This is a genomic window from Pseudonocardia kujensis (assembly GCF_021283305.1).
Lineage (GTDB): Bacteria > Actinomycetota > Actinomycetes > Mycobacteriales > Pseudonocardiaceae > Pseudonocardia > Pseudonocardia kujensis.
Map to the genome: position 1 here is coordinate 58,742 of NZ_JAJSOK010000032.1, position 17,196 is coordinate 75,937.

General features: G+C 76.4%; 10 protein-coding genes. 5 read left to right on the forward strand and 5 right to left on the reverse strand.

From position 1 onward, the window contains the following. Positions 1 to 33: 33 nt before the first annotated feature. The 4 genes from recD to LWC35_RS21840 form a co-directional block, all read right to left on the reverse strand. The gene (recD, locus tag LWC35_RS21825) at positions 34 to 1,986 is read right to left on the reverse strand and encodes an exodeoxyribonuclease V subunit alpha (protein ID WP_232872038.1); all 1,953 of its coding nucleotides are present in this window, start codon (positions 1,984 to 1,986) and stop codon (positions 34 to 36) included. Then, entirely contained in the window at positions 1,983 to 5,768 is a 3,786-nt protein-coding gene (locus LWC35_RS21830; protein ID WP_232872039.1) for a UvrD-helicase domain-containing protein, read from the reverse strand. The genes recD and LWC35_RS21830 overlap by 4 nt, the downstream gene beginning before the upstream one ends. Then, positions 5,765 to 9,106: an exodeoxyribonuclease V subunit gamma gene (gene recC, locus LWC35_RS21835; RefSeq protein WP_232872040.1), complete on the reverse strand. Its 3,342-nt coding sequence runs from the start codon at positions 9,104 to 9,106 to the stop codon at positions 5,765 to 5,767. Before recC ends, LWC35_RS21830 begins: the two co-directional genes overlap by 4 nt. Positions 9,107 to 9,205: 99 nt before the next feature. Beyond that, positions 9,206 to 9,676: a DUF6319 family protein gene (locus LWC35_RS21840; protein WP_232872041.1), complete on the reverse strand. Its 471-nt coding sequence runs from the start codon at positions 9,674 to 9,676 to the stop codon at positions 9,206 to 9,208. Between the two features lie 134 nt (positions 9,677 to 9,810). On the opposite strand from LWC35_RS21840, the gene LWC35_RS39455 reads away from it, so the two are divergent. The 4 genes from LWC35_RS39455 (at position 9,811) to LWC35_RS21860 (ending at position 13,245) form a co-directional block, all read left to right on the forward strand. Next, positions 9,811 to 10,386, forward strand: a complete 576-nt coding sequence (locus LWC35_RS39455) for a MarR family winged helix-turn-helix transcriptional regulator (RefSeq protein ID WP_308194625.1) — start codon at positions 9,811 to 9,813, stop codon at positions 10,384 to 10,386. Further along, the gene (locus LWC35_RS21850; RefSeq protein ID WP_232872042.1) at positions 10,383 to 11,669 is read left to right on the forward strand and encodes an MFS transporter; all 1,287 of its coding nucleotides are present in this window, start codon (positions 10,383 to 10,385) and stop codon (positions 11,667 to 11,669) included. Before LWC35_RS39455 ends, LWC35_RS21850 begins: the two co-directional genes overlap by 4 nt. Continuing rightward, positions 11,666 to 12,115: a universal stress protein gene (locus tag LWC35_RS21855; RefSeq protein WP_232872043.1), complete on the forward strand. Its 450-nt coding sequence runs from the start codon at positions 11,666 to 11,668 to the stop codon at positions 12,113 to 12,115. The genes LWC35_RS21850 and LWC35_RS21855 overlap by 4 nt, the downstream gene beginning before the upstream one ends. A gap of 449 nt (positions 12,116 to 12,564) precedes the next feature. After that, the gene (locus LWC35_RS21860; RefSeq protein ID WP_232872044.1) at positions 12,565 to 13,245 is read left to right on the forward strand and encodes a type 1 glutamine amidotransferase domain-containing protein; all 681 of its coding nucleotides are present in this window, start codon (positions 12,565 to 12,567) and stop codon (positions 13,243 to 13,245) included. 133 nt (positions 13,246 to 13,378) lie between these two features. Here LWC35_RS21860 and LWC35_RS21865 read toward each other — a convergent pair whose 3' ends face one another. Then, the gene (locus tag LWC35_RS21865) at positions 13,379 to 15,049 is read right to left on the reverse strand and encodes an alpha/beta fold hydrolase (protein WP_232872045.1); all 1,671 of its coding nucleotides are present in this window, start codon (positions 15,047 to 15,049) and stop codon (positions 13,379 to 13,381) included. Between the two features lie 373 nt (positions 15,050 to 15,422). Here LWC35_RS21865 and LWC35_RS21870 point away from each other — a divergent pair, with 373 nt between their 5' ends. Beyond that, complete coding sequence (locus LWC35_RS21870; RefSeq protein WP_232872046.1) at positions 15,423 to 17,120, forward strand: DEAD/DEAH box helicase; 1,698 nt, start codon at positions 15,423 to 15,425, stop codon at positions 17,118 to 17,120. Positions 17,121 to 17,196: the final 76 nt, after the last annotated feature.

Below are 17,196 nucleotides of genomic sequence, written 5' to 3' on the forward strand. Positions count from 1 at the left end.
GCCCCCGTGTTCGCCCTCGGCTGGACGGACGGTTCAGCCCATGCGTTCCCGCAGGCCGCTGGCACGGCTCACCGGGCGGGCGATGGCGGCGCGGACGGCCTCCTCGCTGCCCACGATGCGGACGGCGGCACGGGCGCGGGTGACCGCCGTGTACAGCAGCTCGCGGGTGAGCAGCGGCGACTCCGGGGGCGGCAGCACCACCGTGACCCGGGCGAACTGGCTGCCCTGGCTGCGGTGGACCGTCATGGCGTGCACCGTCTGCACGCCGCCGAGCCGGGCCGGCGCGAAGGACTGGGGCGCGTTGGGCCGGCCGAACACCGCCCGCAGCGCACCGCCCTGCCGCACGACGACGCCGGTGTCGCCGTTGTACAGCCCGAGGTCGTAGTCGTTGGCCGTGACGAGCAGGGGGCGTCCGGGATACCACGGCCCCGGCTGGCCGGGCGCGACCTCGTCGAACCCGGGCAGCGCGTGCGCGAGCCAGCGCTCGACCTCCAGCCCCCAGCGGGTGACGCCGTACGGGCCGCGGCGGTGGGCGCAGAGCAGGCGGTGCCGCTCGAGGGCGTCGAGCGCCTCGCCGGTGCGGCCGGCGACCGCCGCGCCGATCAGCGCACCGGAGGCGTCGACGACGTCCGCCCGCAGGTCCTCCAGACCCGCCGGCTCCCGCACCTGCACGTCGCTCTCGACGAAACGCAGGTCGGGCCGGGCCTCGCGGAGCAGGGCGACCGCCGCGTCGGCATCGCCCGCCTGGACCGCGCCGGCGAACTCGGCGATGCCGCCGTCGAAGCGCCAGGTGTGCCGCAGCGTGACCACGCCGTGGACCACCGGCGGATCCTCGCTGCCGAGCGCGCCGATCCCGCGGAGCCGGTCCTCCAGCCCCGGCTCGGGCCGGCCGCCGGCGCGGGCGAGGTCACCGAGCACCGCGCCCGCCTCGACGGACGCGAGCTGGTCGGGGTCGCCGACCAGCACGAGCCGGGCGTCGGGCCGGACCGCCTCGAGCAGCCGGGCCATGAGCGTGAGGGAGACCATGGAGGTCTCGTCGACGACCACGACGTCGTGCGGGAGGCGGTTGGCCCGGTCGTGCCGGAAGCGGCTCGACGACCCGGGCCGCCGCCCGAGCAGCCGGTGGATCGTCGACGCCGACGGGGAGCCCACGCGCGCCCGGTCCTCCTCCGGCAGCTCGGCGGTGTGCTGGGCGACCGCCTCGCCCAGCCGGGCCGCCGCCTTCCCGGTGGGGGCGACGAGCGCGACCCGCAGCGGCGACGGCGAGCCGGTGGCCTCGTGCAGGTCGTGGAGCAGCGCGATCAGCCGGGCCACCGTGGTGGTCTTGCCGGTGCCGGGACCGCCCGCGAGCACGGTCACCCGGCGCAGGGCGGCGACGGCTGCGGCGAGGCGCTGCAGGTCCGTGCCCTGCGGCGCGTTCGCCTCCGCCGCGCGGTCGAAGAGGCGGGCGAGCGCGCCGCGGAGCCGATCGGGGTCGACCTCGGGCTGCTCGGCGGAGGCACGGTCCCGCAGCTCACGGCGGACGAGCTCCTCCTCGGCCCAGTAGCGGTCGAGGTAGAGCAGGCCCCGCCCGCCCGTGACCGCGATCATCCGGAGCGGGCGCCCGGACGCGGCGTCGGCGCCGCTCGCGACCAGCGGGCTCTTCTCGACGGCCGTCCGCCACGCCGCCGGCTCGGGCCACGGCAGGGCGGACACGTCGACGGACTCCTCGCCCTCACCCAGCACCGTGTGCGCCACCTCGGCCAGGTCCACGCAGACCGAGCCGTTGCGGATCGCGCGGACGGCCAGGGCCACGGCGAGCAACACCTCCTCCGGCTCGCCGCCGGGATCACCGCCGAGGCGCCCGAGCCGGGTCGCGACGTGCACGTCGGCGGCCGACAGCACCCCCGCGACGTTGAACTCACCCAGCAGACCCGCGGCGGTGCGGGCGGTGCGGAGGTCGTAGGGATCCCGCTCCGGGGCGGGCGCGGTCTGGGCGATGCTCACCGGCCGCCTCCGAGGTCACCGAGATCGAACAGCCCGGGCTCGTCCGCCTCCACGTCCGCTGCCTTCCGCGGCCGTGAGCTCCGCTCCCGCGGATGCGGCGCCTCCGTGGGCTCGGGCAGGTCGAGCGGGAGCTCCACCCCCACCTCGTCGTCACCCACGATCGCCGCTTCTGCCGGCTCGACGCCACCGTCGGCCGGAAGCGGTCCCAACTGGCGATCTCGGGCGGGAGCTGCGGTGGGGCCCGGGGCGGCGTCGGGCGTGATCGACGTGTCGGACCGCTCGGCGCTGCCCTCGGCCGGCAGCGGGCCCGGACGGTGCTCTTCTGCAGGAGATGCGGCGGAGCCGAGGGTGATCGCCGCTCCGGACCGTTCGGCGCCACCCGCGGCCGCCTCCGGTCCCGACCGGCGATCATGGCGGGGGGAGCGGGCGTCGAGGACGTCCGAGAGCTCGGCGATCAGGGCGGCGGGCGGCTGCCAGCCGAAGACGCCGCACGGGGTGCCGTCGACCTGAGGGGTGTCCGCGCCGCACATCCCGCGGAGGAAGAGGTAGAGCACGCCGCCCAGGTGCCGCTCGGGGGAGTAGCCCGCGAGCCGCCAGCGCAGGAAGCGGTGCAGCGCGACCGAGTACAGCAGCGCCTGCAGCGGGTAGTGCGCGGCCTGCATCGCCGCAGCGAGCACCGGCGGGGCGTAGTGCGCGGCGGTCAGCGGCTCCCGGCCGCCCGGCCCGGAGGGGCCGAGCCAGTTCGTCTTGTAGTCGACGACGAGGAAGCGGCCGTCGACCCGCAGGACGGCGTCGATCGACCCGGTCAGGTACCCGCGCAGCGGCTGTCCGGCGAGCCCCGGCGCGGCGATCAGGTCGGGGTAGCCGGCGAGCGGGTCCCCGGCGGCCAGGTGCCGGCGCAGCACCGGTGCCAGGTCGCCGAGCGTGACCAGTCCGGCCGGCGTGTCGCCGCCGGCGAGCGGCATCTCGAAGTCCAGCTCCGCCAGCCGGTCGGCGGGCCGGACCGCCCGCAGGGCGCGGCCGCCCGCGAGCGGCCCCAGCGGCGTCTCGACGACGGGCCGCAGCGCCGCCGCGAGCGCCTCCGGATCCACATCGGCGGGCTGGCGGGCCAGCTCGTGGTCGACCCGGGCGCGCAGCTCGGCAGCCAGGTCGGCGGCGGTGGTGTCGAGGTGCTCGAAGACGGCGTGCACCAGCGTGCCGAACCCGGTGCCCAGCGGCAGCTCGGCCATCGGGGAGGGCACGTCCGCCCCGACCTCGGAGACGATCTCGACGAGATCGAGCTCGGCCTCGTCGTCCTTGCCCGGCGCCTCGGGCTCCGAGCCGACGCCCGGGGTCGGCGGCTCCGGCGTCTCGACGGCCGCGTGGTGGCCGTGGGCGTCGGCGGTCAGCGCGCTGTACGAGGTGCGCCGCCACGCCGCGTCGAGCCGGCGGGCGAAACGGGCCACCCCCAGCTCCGGCGGGTCGGCCCCGCGGTCCGGGGTCGGCGCGGGGGTGCGGTCGGCGAGCGTCTCGACCGCCACGCCCGGCACCGACCGCAGCAGCTCCAGCGCCGACGCGTCGGACGGCACCCGGTACCCGGCCTCGGGCACGGTCCCGGCGGCGGGCCGCCCGACGAGCAGCCGGTGCAGCGCGGAGCACTCGGTCGTGGTGGTCGGCGCCCACCACGCCACCACCTGGCACCGCGCCCGGGTGAGCGCGACGTACATCAGCCGCAGGTCCTCGCCGGCCTCCTCCGCGAGGTGTCGCTGCAGCCGCTCGCCGCGGTGCGGCCCGACCGGCCCGCCGACGTCGAGGACGCGGGCGCCCTCGTCGTCGTGCACGAGCAGGACCTCGGCCTTGTCGTTGACCCAGCGGTCCCAGCCGAACGGCACGTAGACCACCGGGAACTCGAGCCCCTTGCTGCGGTGGACCGTGACGATCTGGACCGCGTCGGCGTCGGACTCCAGCCGGCGGCTCCGCTCGGTGGTGGTGTCCCTCGCGGCGTCGGCCATGCGGTGGCGCAGCCACTCGACCAGCGCCGACGGGCCGAGGTGCCGCTCCAGCGAGGCTCCGTGCAGCACCTGCCCGATGTGCCGCACGTCGGTGAGCCGCCGGTCGCCCTCGCGCAGCCCGAGCAGCCGCGAGGGCAGTCGGGTGCGGCTGGTGACCGCCTCCAGCAGCGCCGCGACGCCCCGCTCGGCCAGCACCGCGTGCCAGGCGCGCAGGTCGGTGCCCAGCTCGTCGATCAGCTCCTCGGCGCGCTCGCCGCACAGCTCCTCGACGGTGTGCCCGACGAAGCAGGTCAGGGCGGCAGCCCGCAGCCGGGTGGCGCGCTGCGGTTGCTCGACGGCCTCGAGCAGGGTCAGCCACTCCGCCGCGGCCTCGGTGGTGAACACGCTGGTGGTGCCGGTGAGCACCGCGGGGACACCGGCCGCGGTGCACGCGTCGCGCACCTGGACGCCCTGCGCGTTGGTGCGGACCAGCACCGCCACGTCGCCGGCTCGCAGGTCCCGGCCCTCGACGGTCGCGGGGGAGGCGAGCAGGGCGGCGATGTCGGCGGCCACGTCCTCCGCCACCACCTCCCGCGCCTTCTGCGCCCGGCCCAGCCGCCGGCCGGTCAGCGGTTCGAGCCGGTCCCGGTCGACCACGCGCAGCCGGAACGGCTCGTCCGACGGGGCCCCGGCCAGCCGCCGCGCGGTGTGGTGCGCCTCCACCGGCCGGACGACGATCTGGTCCGACCCCAGCGCGACCTCGCCGAACACCCCGTCGAGCGCCTCGAGCAGCGCCTCGTCCGTGCGGTAGTTGGTCCCCAGCGTCCGCAGCTCGCCGGCCTCCTTCGCCGCCTCCAGGTAGGAGACGACGTCGGCCCCGCGGAAGGCGTAGATGGCCTGCTTGGGGTCGCCGATCAGGACGAGCGTGACGTGCCCGTGGAAGGCCCGCTGCAGGATCTCCCACTGCACCGGGTCCGTGTCCTGGAACTCGTCGACCAGCACGACGTCGTAGCGGGCCTGCAACCGCTCGCGCGCCGCGGCGCCGCGCACCGGGTCGCGCAGCGCGCCGGCGAGGCGGGTGAGCATGTCGTCGTAGGAGAACAGCCGCCGGGCCCGCTTGCGCCGGTCGACCTCGCCCCGCACGGCCTTGGCGAAGTTGTACCGGACGCCGGCGACCGAGCCGGGCGTGGCGTCCGCGGGTTCGAGCCGGGCCTGCGGGTCGCCGACGGCCTGCCGCGCGAGCTTCAGCGCCTCGTCGCGGGAGAAGTCCGGCCGACCGGCGCCCGGCGCGGCGTACTTGCGCACGTAGAAGTCGTCGACCACCTCGGTGACCAGGTCGTCGACGTGCTCGACGAACTCGGCGTCGGGATCGCTGTCCCCGGCCACTCCCAGCCCGGCGAGCATCTGCTGGCAGAACTGGTGGGTGGTGGCGATGGTGGCCGCGTCGAACTCGGCGAGCGCCGCCCGCAGCCGGGCCCGCCGCTGCGCGACCTCGGCCGGGCTGCCCTGCTGCAGCAGCCGGGTCACCGGGTCCGCCGACGGCACCCCGGCGGCGAGCCCGCGCTCCGTGGCGCCGAGCCGCTCCCGGACGCGTTCGCGCAGCTCCTGGGTGGCCTCGCGGCCGAACGTCACCAGGATCAGCCGGGGCAGCGCGGCGATCCCCTCGGCGACGTACCGGGTGGCGAGCGCGGCGATGGTGAAGGTCTTGCCGGTGCCGGCGCTGGCCTCCAGCACGGTGGTGCCGGTGGGCAGCGGGCCGTCGACCTCGAACTGCGGGTGGGCGAGGAGAACCTGTGTCCCGGTGGCCGTCACAACAACTCCACGTGTTCCGCGTCGAGCAGGGGCCGCCAGATCCGCTCGGCCAGCTCGCCGAACCGGGACTCCACCACCCCCTGCTGTGCCAGCAGGAGCTCGAACTCCGGGTCCGCGCCCAGCACCGCGACGATCGCCTCGTCCTCCTTCTCGAACGTCCACTCCTTGGCGGCGGCCAGCTCGGCGTCCCGTGCCGCCGCGCCCGCCCGCCGGGCCTTCGCGTAGGCCGCGGTGCAGGGGGTGGAGACCGGCAACGGTTCGCGCAGCCCCTCCCGGTGCAGCGCCACCAGGTCCGCCAGCGCGGTCGTGGCCTCGTCGGCGCCGAGCGGGCGGATCGTGGCGCGCATGGCCCCGCCGCCGCGCCCCCGCCCGAGCGTGACCGCCCGCCACGGGGTGTCCGGACGGGTCACGGTGAGCGCGAGCAGCCGGGCCCAGGCCCGCAGCCGGTGCTTCGGCCCGAGCCGTGAGTACTCGACGGTCACCAGCGTGTGCCCGTACAGCCCCGCGACGGTGCCGACGACCCGCAGCCCGCCCAGGTCGGCCGCGACGTCCCGCGACACCGGCTCCCCGGTGCGCAGCTCCCTGCTCGCCTCGACCAGCGGCTCGACGGCGCCGCCCACCTTCTCCAGCACCGCCCCGCCGAGCGCGCCGGGCGGGAGCTCGCCCCGCCGCCACTCCGCCTGCACGCAGTGCTCGGCCGGCGCGCCGGCGAGCCGGTCGCGCAGCATCCGGTCGCCGACCGCCCACTCGTCGAGCCCGGTCAGGCTCACCGGCAGCGCGTCGGCCGGCTCCTCGTCCTCGGAGCGCGGCACCATGCCGACCCGTTGCCGCAGGAAGGCCTTGATCGGGTGCTCGAGGAACCGGACCAGGTCGTCGAGCTCCACCGTGTCGCCGGCCTCCGCCGGCGCGAGCGGCGCGGCGAGGAACGGGGGCGCGGCGCGGCGCTCGCCCTGCAGCGCCCGCGCCCCGGCCAGCGCGTTGCGGTCGAAGCTGAACGGGCCGGTCCCGGCCGTGAGCTCGGGGGTGAAGTTCCGCGGGTCGAACGGCTGCAGCGGGTGCCGGACCGTGATCGCCTCGCTCGCGGTGGCGAAGCGGGAGCCGTCCGGTACCCGCACGGTCGCGTCGACCGCGTCGAGCAGCTCGCCGATCGGCACGGCGGGCGGCCGGTCCGCCCCGGTCCGCTCGTTCATCCCGGAGTGCACCACGACCAGGTGCTCGGTGGCGGCGGTGAGCGCGTCGAGCAGGAGCTGTCGGTCCTCGCTGCGCGGGTCCCGCTCGCCGACGCGCGGGTCCCGGGCCAGCACGTCGTCCCCGTCCGGGGCGCCGGTGCGGGGGAACACCCCGTCGTCCACCCCGAGCAGGCAGACGACCCGGTGCGGCACCGACCGCATCGGCACCAGGGTGGCGACGGTCAGGGTCCCGGTGCGGAAGTTCGCCCGGCTCGGGCGGCCGCGCAGCCGGTCGGCCAGCAGGCCCCGGACGTCGGACAGGGTGAGCGGGACCGTGGCGCCCTGGGGACCCGCCGAGCGCACGACCTCGGCGAGCTCGGCCCGGGCCTGCGCGTCCTGCCACGCCTCCGACGCCGTGGTCGCGGTGAGGGCGGAGAGCCCGTCGAGCAACGCCGCGATCCAGGCGGTGAGCGGCTGCGGGCCGGCGAGCGCCGCGAGGGTGGTCTGCAGGCGGTCGAGGATCTCGGCGAGGGAGCCGACGAGGTCGACGTCCGACGAGTCGACGTCGTCGAGCGGGAGTGCGGTACCCAGCCAACCCTGCTCGCCGGGCCGCTCGGCCATGGCCACCCCGAGCAGCATCCGGTCCAGCCCCGCCGACCAGGTGTTCTGCGGGAACCCGTCGAGCTTGAAGGGGCGACGGTGCTCGCCGTCGAGCCCCCAGCGCACCCCGGCCCGGACGACCAGCTCGCCGATGCGGTCCAGTGCGTCGTCGTCGAGGCGGAAGCGGCGGCGCACCGGCGCGGAGCCGACCAGGTCGAGCACCTGCGAGGCGGCGACGCGCGAGTCGGCCAGCTCGAGCAGCGCCGAGACCGTGCCGAGCAGCGGGTTGGCCTGTCGCAGCGCGCGGTCGGCGAGCCGGACGCGCAGCCGGTGCCCCGGGTGGGTGTCCTCCGCGTCGGGGCCGGCCGCGGCGTCCGGGAGGGCGGCCGCGAGCCCGAACGAGGCCGAGATCAGCGGGGCGAAGGCCTCGATGTCCGGGCACATCACGATGACGTCCCGCGGTTCGAGGGTCGGGTCGGCCGCGAGCAGGCCGAGGACGATCTCGCGCAGCACCTCCACCTGGCGGTCCGGCCCGTGGCAGGCGTGCACCTGCACGCTGCGGTCCGCGGGGTCCAGCAGGGGCAGCTCACCGGCGGGCAGGCGGTCCTCGCGCAGGTTCTCCTGCAGGCGCCCGAGCAGGGTGACCGGCGCCGGGTCGGCCGGGTGGTGCACGTCCGCGACCCCGGCGGGCAGCCGCAGCTGCAGCTCGCGGACGTCCCGCCCGAGGGACCGGAGCAGCGGGTTGACCACCGCGTCGGCCGAGTGGTCCTCCCGCCGCGGGACGGCGGCGCCCTGCGCCGGCGACAGCTTCTCCCACAGCGCGGGGGAGGGGTGCGGCAGCCAGAGGTGGACCTCGCGGTGCTGGGCGAGGGCGGACAGCACGGCGAGGTGCTCGGCGGCGAGCCGGGTGGGGCCGAACACGGACAGCCGCTCCGGCAGCTCGACCAGGCCGGGGTCGGCGCGCAGCACCCGCTCGGCCTGCTCCAGGCGCTCGGCCGGACCGGGGACGCCGATCCGCGCGCGGAGCCGCCGCCACAGCTCGACCTGCCAGCGCAGGTCCTGCGGTACGCCCTCGGGCGACCCCGCCCACCAGGCACGGAGCATGTCCGGCCGGTGCACGGCGTAACCGGCGAAGAGGTCCGCCAGCCGGCGGGCGACGGCGTAGGTCCGGCTGCCGCCGCTCTGCGAGAGGTGCGCGGCCAGCGCCGCGAAGGTCTCGCCGGGCGCCTCGACGGCCGCGACGACCTCCTCCAGCAGCGGCCACACGGCCCGCGCCGGGTGCCACGGGTCGGTCTCCGGGTCGGTCCCGGTCGCGGCGTCGACCGCCTCGGCGAGGACCTGGCCCGGGGGCGGGAAGAGCACGTTGGCGCACACCCCGTCGGCCTCGCCGCCCCTCCCGCCGGCGGTGCCCAGCCGGTGGGCGAGCCGTTGCCCGAGCCACCGCTCGACGCCCCGCTCGGGCACCGCGACGATCTCGGGCACGAACGGATCGGCCGCCGGCCCGCCGATCACCTCGGCGAGCGCGTCGGCCAGCCGGTCGGCCCGCTCGGCCCGGTGCACCACCCACACGTGAGCCAAGTTAGCGACGTCCACCGACGGTTCCGCCGAGGCCCCGGCGGCGTGTCCACAGGGCGGTCGTCGACCGGCCGCCACGGTCGGCCGAGGGGGTCAGTCGAGCTCGGCGAGCGCCTTCTTCGCCTGCTCCAGCTGGGCCTCCAGCTCGGCGACCTTGGCCTCGCGGGTGGCCCGCGCCTCGCCGATGACCTCCTCGATCGGCCCGGCGATCTCCGCGTGCAGCTCGGCCGCGGCCTTCTGCACCGCGCCCGCGGAGACGGGCAGGGCCCGGGCCAGCCAGGTGGTGCCGCGCTTGAGCTCGGCCTGCCACTCGCCGTCGGCGGTGCCGCTCACAGTGAGGGTCAGCTCGACGACCCGGGTGGTGCGGGCCGTGGAGCCCTTCGGCCGGCCGCGCTTGCGCTTCTCCGGCTCGGCTGCGGCCGGTGCGGGGGCGGCGGGGGGCCCCTCGCCCTCGGGCGCCGCGACGGCCGCGGCCTCGGCTGCGGGCGCCGGTGCGGAGCCCCCGGTCGGGGCGGTGCCGGTCGGGGCGGTGTCGGTCGAGGTGGGATCGGTCTCGGCGGTCACGTGCTCCCTCTCCTGCTGGGCGGAACGTCAAGGGTGACCCTAGAACAGGCGTTCGAACCCTGCGGGACCCGGAGGATCACATGTGAGCCGGTATGCATCGACCATTTATATAGTTGCGTGATGTAATGGCCCTCGTGACTCCCACGGCATCCGTGAGCCCGGTGCTGGCCGACGCGCAGGTGGCCGAGCTCGCCCGCGTCCTCGAGCGCACGGCCAGCTGGTTGCGCCGCACGTTGCGCGCCGAGGAGTGGAACGCCGTCGCCCTCGCCGTGCTCGACGAGCTCGACCGCAACGGGCCCCGGCGCGTCACCGAGCTCGCCGCGCAGGAGCGGGCCTCACAGCCCGGGATGACCGGCATCGTCAGCCGGCTCGAGGCCGCGGGGCTCGTGGAACGTGCCCCGGACCCGTCGGACGGGCGAGCCTCCCTGGTCTCCGCCACCCGCGCGGGCCACGCCTACATCGCCGGCCGGCACGCCCGGCGCACGGAGTTCCTCGCCGAACGGATCACCACCCTGTCGGCGCACGACCGGCGCACGCTGCTCGCCGCGGCGCCCGCGCTCGCCGCCCTGGTCGACACCCCGTCCCCGCAGGCGCCACCAGCACCGACCCCACCCACCCCGACGACCCCCGCCGGCCCCACCGGGCCCGACGACGAGGCCGCCGGCACCCCGACCACCCGCGAGACCCGTACCGAGGGGGAGCCGTCGTGAGTTCGCACGGCACGTCAGCAAGTCCGTTCACGCAGCCGAAAGCCGTCTGGGCGGTGGCCTTCGCCTGCGTCATCTCGTTCATGGGCATCGGCCTCGTCGACCCGATCCTGCCCGCCCTCGCGACGCAGCTGAACGCCAGCCACACCCAGGTGGAGCTGCTCTTCACCAGCTACCTCGTCGTCACCGCGGTGGCCATGCTCGTCACCGGCTGGGTGTCCAGCCGGATCGGTGCCAAGCACACGCTCGTGATGGGGCTGGCGCTGATCGTCGTCTTCGCCGCGGCCGCCGCCCTGGCCGGCAGCATCGGCGGGATCGTCGGCTTCCGGGCGGGCTGGGGCCTCGGCAACGCCCTGTTCATCGCCACCAGCCTCGCCGTGATCGTCGGCTCGGCCAGCGGCGGCTTCGGCGGCGCGATCGTGCTCTACGAGACGGCACTGGGCGTCGGCATCGCGTCCGGGCCCCTGCTCGGCGGCCTCCTGGGCAACATCTCCTGGCGCGGGCCGTTCTTCGGCGTCTCGGCGCTGATGCTGATCGCGCTGGTCGCGACCCTCGTGTTCGTCGACCGGACGCCCAGGCCCGCCCGGCCGTCGAAGCTGTCCGAGCCGCTGACCGCCCTGCGGTACCGCAGCCTGCGCACCACGAGCCTGGTCGGCCTGCTCTACAACTGGGGCTTCTTCACCCTGCTCGGGTACGCGCCGTTCCTCATGAACCTGTCCGCGCTCCGGCTCGGCGCCGTGTTCTTCGCGTGGGGCGTGCTCGTCGCGATCTTCGCGGTGTTCGGTGCCACCTGGCTCAAGGACCGGTTCGGCACCGCCCGGACGCTCTACGGCAGCCTGGTCTGCATCGCCGTCATCCTCGCGGTGATCGGCACCTTCTCGGGCTCCGTGCCGACCGTGATCGTCGCGGTGATCCTCTCCGGCGCGTTCGTCGGCCTGAACAACACCCTGGTCACGACCGCGGTCATGAGCATCTCCCCGGTGCCGCGCAACGTCGCCAGCGCCACCTACGGCTTCGTCCGGTTCATCGGCGGCGGGCTCGCCCCGTTCGTCGCAGGGCTGCTGGCCGAGGGCCTGAACGTGCACGTCCCGTTCTGGGTCGCCGCCGTCGTCGTCCTCGGCGGGGTGGCGCTGCTGACCACCGTGCACCGCGCCCTCGAGCAGGCCGACGAGGACGCCGCGGCCGAGGACGCGGCCGCCGAGGAGGCCGTCACCGAGGTGCCCGCGGTCGAGGAGGAGGCCATCCTCGCCGAGCGGGCCCTCGGGCACGAGAGCGGCCGGCGGTGAGCTTCGAGTACGGCTGCGACGGCCCGCGGGCCGTCGTGGTCGGCATCGACGGGTCGGAGACGGGCTGGCGGGCGCTGCACTACGCCGTGGGGCAGGCCCGCCGGCAGGGTGGCCGCGTCGTGGCGGTCTACGCCGACCGGCTCCCGTCCGTGGCCTTCGCCACCGCGGTGCCGCTGGCGGCCGCCGCCGTCACCGACCCGCAGGAGGACACGCTGCTGCAGGAGCTGCGGGCCGGGGTCGAGGAGCTCGGCCCGCAGTACGGCGTCGAGGTGGCCTTCGAGGTGGTCGCCGGCGACCCCGTCCTGGCCCTGACCCAGGTCGCCGAGCGCGAGCGCGCCGACGCCGTCGTCGTCGGGGCGAGCGTGCAGGCCGGGCACAAGCTGTTCGGCTCGGTGGCCGTCCGGGTGGTGCGGGCGGGGCGCTGGCCCGTCACCGTCGTTCCGTAGGGGTCTCGGGGTGCGTCCCGGGGTGGGACGACCCGCCCGGGGTGCTCCGTCGCTCGTGGACGGCGGGGTTCGTGCTGGCCCGGCCGGTGTGGACCCGCTGTCGCGGTCAGGTCCTGTCGTTCGGGTCATGGTGCGAGGCCCGATTCGGCCGCGGGCGTGGAGTTCCGATCCGAGGCGGGACGTAGAGGCCGTCCCGCCCCGCACGCAGCGCGGCGAGGGTCGGGGTCGGGGACGACGGCTTGCCGAGGATCTGCCGGAGGTGCGCGGCGCTGGTGCGTGGGGCGAGGAGCGGAGCGCGGGCGATCTCGTCTGTTCCGAGCACCCGATCCTCGGCATCGTCCGGACCGAGCAGGACCGGCGGGGAAGCCAGGGGTAGGGCCTCGCGGCATGGGTACCTCTGTCCGGCAGCAGCCGGTCGACGACGTCCCCGAGGGGCCGGAGATGGTGACATGAAGATCCTGATGGTGCTGACCTCCCACGACAAGCTCGGCGACACCGGGCGCAGGACCGGGTTCTGGCTCGAGGAGTTCGCGGCCCCCTACTACGTGTTCTCGGACGCGGGCGCGGACGTCACCCTCGCCTCGCCCAAGGGCGGGCAGCCACCCCTCGACCCACGCAGCGACGAGCCCGAGTCGCAGACCGACGCGACGCGGCGCTTCCAGGCCGACGAGGAGGCGCAGGCCAAGCTCGCGAACACGGAGAAGCTCGCGAACGTCTCCGCCGGGGACTTCGACACGGTCTTCTACCCGGGCGGGCACGGCCCGATGTGGGACCTGCCCGACAACCCGGACTCGATCGCGCTGCTCGAGGGGTTCCTCGCCGACGACAAGCCGATCGCCGCCGTCTGCCACGCGCCCGCGGCACTGGTCAACGTGCGCGCGCAGGACGGGTCCTACCTCGTGGCGGGCCGGCACGTCACGGGCTTCGCCGACGAGGAGGAGGCCGGGGTCGGCCTGACCGACGTGGTGCCGTTCCTGCTCGAGGACCGGCTCGCGGACCGGGGCGCCGTCTACGCCCGCGGCAAGGCCTGGGGCCCGCACGTGGAGGTGGACGGGCGACTGGTCACCGGGCAGAACCCCGCGTCGTCGGCGGGCGCCGCGGAGCGGCTGCTGGAGTTGCTGCGGGCCTGACCCCGGGCGCCCGGCTCCGCCTCCGGTTCGGGGCTCGGGTTCGCCGTGGCCGGTCCGCGCCGCGCCTCATTCCCCCGGCGGCCGGCCCGCGAAGGTCCTCGCCTCCCGGCCCAGGGGACGCCGCCCAGCCGGTTCAGGAGAGGTAGGTGCCCGGGGCCGGGTGGATCGGGTGCAGCCCGCGTCCGCCCAGCTCCGGCGGCGCGTCCACGACGGCGCCGGAGCGCTCGCCCAGCCAGGTGACCAGGTCCTCCCACCACGAGCCCTGCTCGACGTGCGAGGCCGCCCGCCAGCGCTCGGCGTCGGCCGGGTTGCCCGCCGACACCGCGCCCGCGGCCACCCGGTGGGCGCTCGTCCCGTACCCCACCGCGGCCGCCGTGCTGCCCGGGACCAGCACGAAGCGGCACTTGCCGCCCAGCACCTGCGAGGTGCGGTAGACGGCCTGCCAGCTCCCCACCCGGTCGGCGACGCCGGCGAGCAGGTAGACGTCCCGGTCGACCGCGGAGAGGTCGACGGGGCCGCCGAGGACGTGGGCGGCCCCGGACCGGGTCAGCGCGCCGGTGAGCGCCAGCCCGGCGAGGTCCCGGAACAGCGCCGCGGGGACGTGCAGGGCGTCGAGGTTCCAGGCGCGCAGCGGGTCCGGCCGGGTCGTCCCGTCGCCGAGGTAGCGCCGCTCCCAGGCCGGCCAGACCAGCGCCTCCGGGCAGAGCAGGGCGTGGATCTCGGCGAGCCGGCGCCCGTCGAGCAGCCCCGCCCGGCCGACCGACGTGACGGCGGCGCGGACCTCGGCGTCGTCGACCGGCGCGGCGGAGGGGCCGGTACGCGAGCGCTCGCGGTCGAGCGACGTGCCGGCCAGCACGAGCGCCGCGACCCGTTCCTGCCGCTCCAGCCGCGCGGTGACGGCCGCGGCGAGCAGCCCCCCGGTGGCGAGGCCGAGCACCGTGGTCCGGTCCACCCGGCAGATCCGCTCGCACGCCCCCAGCGCCTCGACGACGGCCTCGGCGTAGGCGTCGAGACCCAGAGCGGCGTCCTCGGGGCCCGGGTCGCGCCAGGACAGCGCGAACACCTGCTGGCCGGCCGCGACGAGCCGGCGGACGAGGCTGCGGTCGGGGGCGAGGTCGACGAGGTGGAAGCGGTTGACCACGCCCGGCACGACCAGCACCGGCACCTCGGCGACCTGCTCGGTGGCCGGGAGGTAGTGGATCAGCTCGAACAGCGGGGTGCGCAGCACCACGGCGCCGGGGGCGGTCGCGGTCTCGGTCCCGGGCTCGAGGCGGGCGCCGCCGTCGGGCAGCCGCGGCGGCCTGGTCAGGTCGGCGGCCAGGGCGCGGACGGCCCGGACGGCGCTCGTGCCGCCGGAGCGCAGGGCCGCCCGCAGGCCCCGCGGGTGCAGCAGCGGGTTGGTGCCGGGGGCCAGGAGGTCGGCCAGCCGGGCGACGGCGACGCGGAGGCGGTCGGCGTCCTCGGGTCCGTCGGCGAGGTCCTCGACCAGCTCCAGCGCGGCGTCCCGGGTGGCCCGGTGCGCCTGCAGCAGCCGGGAGAGCAGCGGGTCGTCCGCCCAGACGGGGTCGGCGTGGCGCGGGTCGTCCGTGCGGCCGGCGGCCGGGCGCCCGCCCAGCCCGATGCGGCCGAGCTCGGCCAGCAGGCCGGCGGCGCGGCCGGCCGTGGCGGCGGGGGAGCGCAGCGCGGCCGCGGCGAGGCGCGCGGCCGGGGCGACCGGCAGCAGCCGCGCCAGCGGGCCGCGGGCGGCCTCGGTCAGCAGGGCGTCGAGCGGCAGGGCGGCGTCGTCGGCCTCGGGCCGGGTCATCGCCCGCCCCCGCCGGGCCCGGCCGAAGGCCCCCCCGAGCGCACCGCCCGCGCCGTCGACCTGCCCGCCGACCGTCCGTCCCGTTCCGCCCGGGTCATCCTGCGCCCCTTCCCGCCCGGCTCGTCCCCGGTGCCCGTCCGGCCGATCCTCGCAGCCGGTCCGGTGTGCCCGCAGGTGTACCCCGGACCGGGCGGCGCAGACCAGCCCGCGGGGCGTGACGTGCGCGTTCGCGCCCGGGTCGGGGCACGGCGTCGCCCGCGGTGACCGCCGGATACGCTGATCGGCGGCCCCAGCACCCCTCCGGGGGCAGGTCGGCAGGACAGGGAGACGTGTGTCGCAGACGGAATCCGTACCGATTCAGGGACTCTCCTCGGTGTCGGCTTTGGGCTCGCGCCCGCTGCGTGCCTGGCAGCGTTCGGCGCTCGCCCGGTACCTCGCCGCCAGGCCCCGGGACTTCCTGACGGTCGCGACGCCGGGCGCGGGCAAGACCGCCTTCGCGCTGCGGGTGGCGAGCGAGCTGCTGGCGGACCGCACGATCGAGGCGGTCACCGTCGTCACCCCGACGGAGCACCTCAAGTACCAGTGGGCGCAGTCCGCGGCGGCGGTCGGGATCGCGCTGGACCCCGAGTTCCGGGCCTCGGCCGGCACCTCGCGGGACTACCACGGCATCGCGATCACCTACGCCGGTGTGGCGGTGCACCCCAACACCCACCGCGCCCGCACGGAGAACCGGCGCACCCTGGTGATCCTCGACGAGATCCACCACGCCGGCGACGCCAAGTCGTGGGGCGAGGGCGTGCAGCTGGCGTTCGAGCCGGCGGAGCGGCGGCTGGCGCTGACCGGGACGCCCTTCCGGTCGGACGACAACCCGATCCCCTTCGTCGAGTACGTCCGGGACGCCGAGGGCGCGCTGCGCAGTCGCGCGGACCACTCCTACGGCTACTCCGACGCGCTGGCCGACAACGTCGTCCGGCCGGTGGTGTTCCTGGCCTACTCCGGGACGTCGAGCTGGCGGACGAGCGCGGGCGAGGAGATCAGCGCCCGGCTCGGCGAGCCGCTCACCAAGGAGCAGACCGCGATGGCCTGGCGCACCGCGCTGGACCCCGGCGGCGAGTGGATGCCCGCGGTGCTCGCGGCCGCCGACAAGCGGCTCGACGCCCACCGCAACGGCGGGATGCCCGACGCCGGCGGCCTCGTCATCGCCACCGACCAGACCACCGCCCGCGCCTACGCGGCCCTGCTGCAGCAGATCACCGGCACGGCGCCCGCGCTGATCCTCTCGGACGAGGCGGGCTCGTCGGACCGCATCGAGGCCTTCTCGAAGTCCGACGAACGGTGGATGGTCGCCGTCCGGATGGTCTCCGAGGGCGTCGACGTGCCGCGGCTCGCGGTGGGCGTCTACGCGACCTCGGCGTCGACCCCGCTGTACTTCGCCCAGGCCATCGGCCGGTTCGTGCGGTCGCGGCGGCCGGGGGAGACCGCGTCGGTGTTCGTGCCGTCCGTCCCGGTGCTGCTGGGTCTGGCGAGCGAGCTGGAGGCGCAGCGCGACCACGTCCTCGGCAAGCCGCACCGGCCCAAGGAGGAGTGGAACGACGAGGAGCTCGCCCTCGCCAACCGGCAGCAGGACGAGCCGGGGGAGGACGAGAAGTCGTTCACGGCGCTGCACGCCGACGCGGAGCTCGACCAGCTGATCTTCGACGGCGCCTCGTTCAGCGCCGACGAGGAGGAGTACATCGGGCTGCCCGGGCTGCTCGACGCCGACCAGGTCCGCACGCTGCTGCAGCAGCGGCAGCAGGAGTGGGTCGACAAGGGCTCGCCGCGGTCGGGTGCCGCGGCCCGGGCGACCCCGCCGCCCGCGCCGGAGCCGCCGCGCGCGATGTCGGTCCGCGAGCAGCTCCAGAAGCTCCGCAAGGAGCTGAACACGCTGGTCGCGCTGCACAACCACCGGACGAAGAAGCCGCACGGCGTGATCCACAACGAGCTCCGCCGGGCCTGCGGCGGGCCGCCGACCGCGATGGCCACGATCGAGCAGCTCGAGGAGCGCATCGCCACGATCCGGTCGTGGCGGTGACGGTCGTCACCGACCTCCGGACGGACGAGAGGGCCGGCACCCCCCCGGGCCCCCCCACTCGACGACCCACACAATA

Excerpts from the sequence above, each read along its gene's own strand:
- LWC35_RS21860 (WP_232872044.1), top strand. The coding sequence starts at position 12,565 with ATGAAGATCCTGATGGTGCTGACCTCCCACGACAAGCTCGGCGACACC.
- LWC35_RS21865 (WP_232872045.1), bottom strand. The coding sequence starts at position 15,049 with ATGACCCGGCCCGAGGCCGACGACGCCGCCCTGCCGCTCGACGCCCTG.